Here is a 2222-nt window from a genome sequence, read left to right as displayed (position 1 = left end):
CTCACGCGCTCCGCGGACGACGCTCGTCCCTCACCCCGGCCACTCCGCTTGCTCGATCGCCTCGCCGTTCCAAGTCCAATGGTCACGGCTCGACTCGCAATGTGAAGTCCTCGATCACGGGATTGGAGAGCAACGTCGAGGCGGCCCGTTCGATCTCGGCGACCTTCTCGGGCGTCGCCATTCCGTCGAGCTCGATCTCGAAACGCTTGCCTTGACGGACCGAGGCCACGCCTTCAAACCCCAGACGGTCGAGCGCACCGTGCACGGCCTTGCCCTGGGGGTCGAGGATCTCGGGTTTCAACATGACGTCGACGACCACACGGGCCACGGTCAGACGCTCCTTGCATGACTGGAGAAGTTGGGCACGGACAAGAATACCCGCCGCTTTCCCATGATCATCAACGCATCAGCCGGTGATACGCGGACCGACAGTTGATGATCATGGGAATGTGAGGCCGGTCAGCCGTTCGTACGCGTCGATGTAGCGGGCCCGCGTGCGCTCGACGACCTCGTCCGGCAGCGGGGGTGGCGGCTCGTCGCCGGAGCGGTCCCAACCGGAGGCGGGCGAGGTGAGCCAGTCCCGGACGAACTGCTTGTCGAACGAATGCTGTGCGCGGCCCGGCTCCCATTCGGACAGCGGCCAGAACCGTGATGAGTCAGGGGTGAGCACCTCGTCGGCGAGCACGACCGTGCCGTCCGGGCGCATGCCGAACTCGACCTTCGTGTCCGCGAGAACGATGCCCCGCTCACGAGCGATCGACTCGCCGCGCGCATAGACCTCCAGCGTCAGGCGGCGCAGCGTCGCCGCGAGCTCCGGGCCGACGGCCTTCTCCACGTAGCCGAAGTCGACGCTCTCGTCGTGCTCACCCATCGGCGCTTTCGTCGTGGGGGTGAAAATCGGCTCGGGCAGGCGCGAGCCGTCCACGAGTCCGTCCGGGAGCGGGATTCCGCACACCGAACCGGCTTGCCGGTACTCCGCCAGCCCTGACCCGGTCAGGTAGCCACGAGCCACGCACTCGACCATCACCATGTCGAGCCGTTCGACGAGCACTGCTTGCCCGGCGACGGCCGCGGGCACATCCGTCGAGACGACGTGGTTCGGCACCAGGTCGGTCAGCTGCTCGAACCACCACTGCGACATCGCTGTCAGGACGCGGCCCTTATCCGGGATCGGCGTGCGCAGGACATGGTCGAAGGCGGAGATGCGGTCGCTGGCGACGAGCAGCAGCCGGTCGTCTCTCTCATCCGGCTGATACAGGTCGCGGACCTTGCCCGAGTAGATGTGCCGGTACCCCGGCAACGATGGAGCGCTCACCCCCGCAGCCTATCCCGCCGTCATCGTCAACGTTCCGGCATCGGTACCGTCGCCGCGTGTCACACGTGGACTCAGGCATTCGGCGGTCGCTATGCCCCTGCCTCCGTGATTGTCGCAATATGGACGCAAGGCGACCACAATGTGGACAGGCCGGTACGATCGGGCCTATGCCGAACCTTCCGAGACTCGTGCTCGTCGGTATCCCCGTCGCTGCTGTCCTCCTGACGGCCGCGTGCGGATCCGACGACGACACGACCACTACCGACGACGACACGGACGCCGGGGAAGCCGCAGCGGGAGACGGGGCCGCCGGCGGCGAGCAGTGCACACCCGAGAGCCTGGAGACCTTGGAGCCGGGCGCGTTGACCATCGCGACCGGCGAGCCGTCGTACGAACCCTGGATCATCGACAACACGCCGGAGAGCGGTGAGGGGTTCGAAGGCGCGGTAGCCTACGCCGTCGCCGAACAGCTCGGCTTCTCCGACGACGAGGTCAGCTGGACCCGGGTCGACTTCAACGCCGCGGTCCAGCCCGGCCCGAAGGACTTCGACTTCGACATCAACCAGTTCTCCATCACCGAAGAGCGCAAGACCGCGGTGGACTTCTCGTCGTCGTACTACGACGTCGGCCAGACGATCATCGCCGTCGAGGGCACCGCCGGAGCCGAGGCGACCAGCGTGGAGGATCTGCGCGACCTCCAGCTGGGAGCGCAGGTCGGCACGACCAGCCTGCACGCTATCGAAGAAGCCGTCGACCCCAATTCCGATCCACAGGTCTACAACAGCAACGACGACGCCAAACAGGCGCTCGACAACGGGCAGATCGACGCGCTCGCGGTAGACCTGCCCACCGCGTTCTACATGACCTCTGTGGAGATCGAGAACGGCGTGATCGTGGGCCAGCTTCC

General features: G+C 66.4%; 3 protein-coding genes. 1 reads left to right on the top strand and 2 read right to left on the bottom strand.

Features of this window, described 5'->3' with window-relative positions; genetic code table 11:
• Window positions 1-82: 82 nt before the first annotated feature.
• Complete coding sequence (gene purS, locus ELR45_RS14350) at window positions 83-328, bottom strand: phosphoribosylformylglycinamidine synthase subunit PurS (protein WP_129667008.1); 246 nt, start codon at window positions 326-328, stop codon at window positions 83-85.
• A 111-nt stretch (window positions 329-439) separates the two neighbouring features.
• Window positions 440-1315, bottom strand: a complete 876-nt coding sequence (locus ELR45_RS14345; RefSeq protein ID WP_129667007.1) for a phosphoribosylaminoimidazolesuccinocarboxamide synthase — start codon at window positions 1313-1315, stop codon at window positions 440-442.
• Between the two features lie 167 nt (window positions 1316-1482).
• On the opposite strand from ELR45_RS14345, the gene ELR45_RS35210 reads away from it, so the two are divergent.
• A partial coding sequence (locus tag ELR45_RS35210; RefSeq protein ID WP_165367769.1) for an ABC transporter substrate-binding protein occupies window positions 1483-2222 on the top strand: 740 nt, incomplete at its 3' end.

It is taken from the genome of Phytoactinopolyspora endophytica, assembly GCF_004138495.1.
GTDB classification, from domain to species: domain Bacteria; phylum Actinomycetota; class Actinomycetes; order Jiangellales; family Jiangellaceae; genus Phytoactinopolyspora; species Phytoactinopolyspora endophytica.
This window is presented reverse-complemented; position numbering and strand designations above follow the sequence as displayed.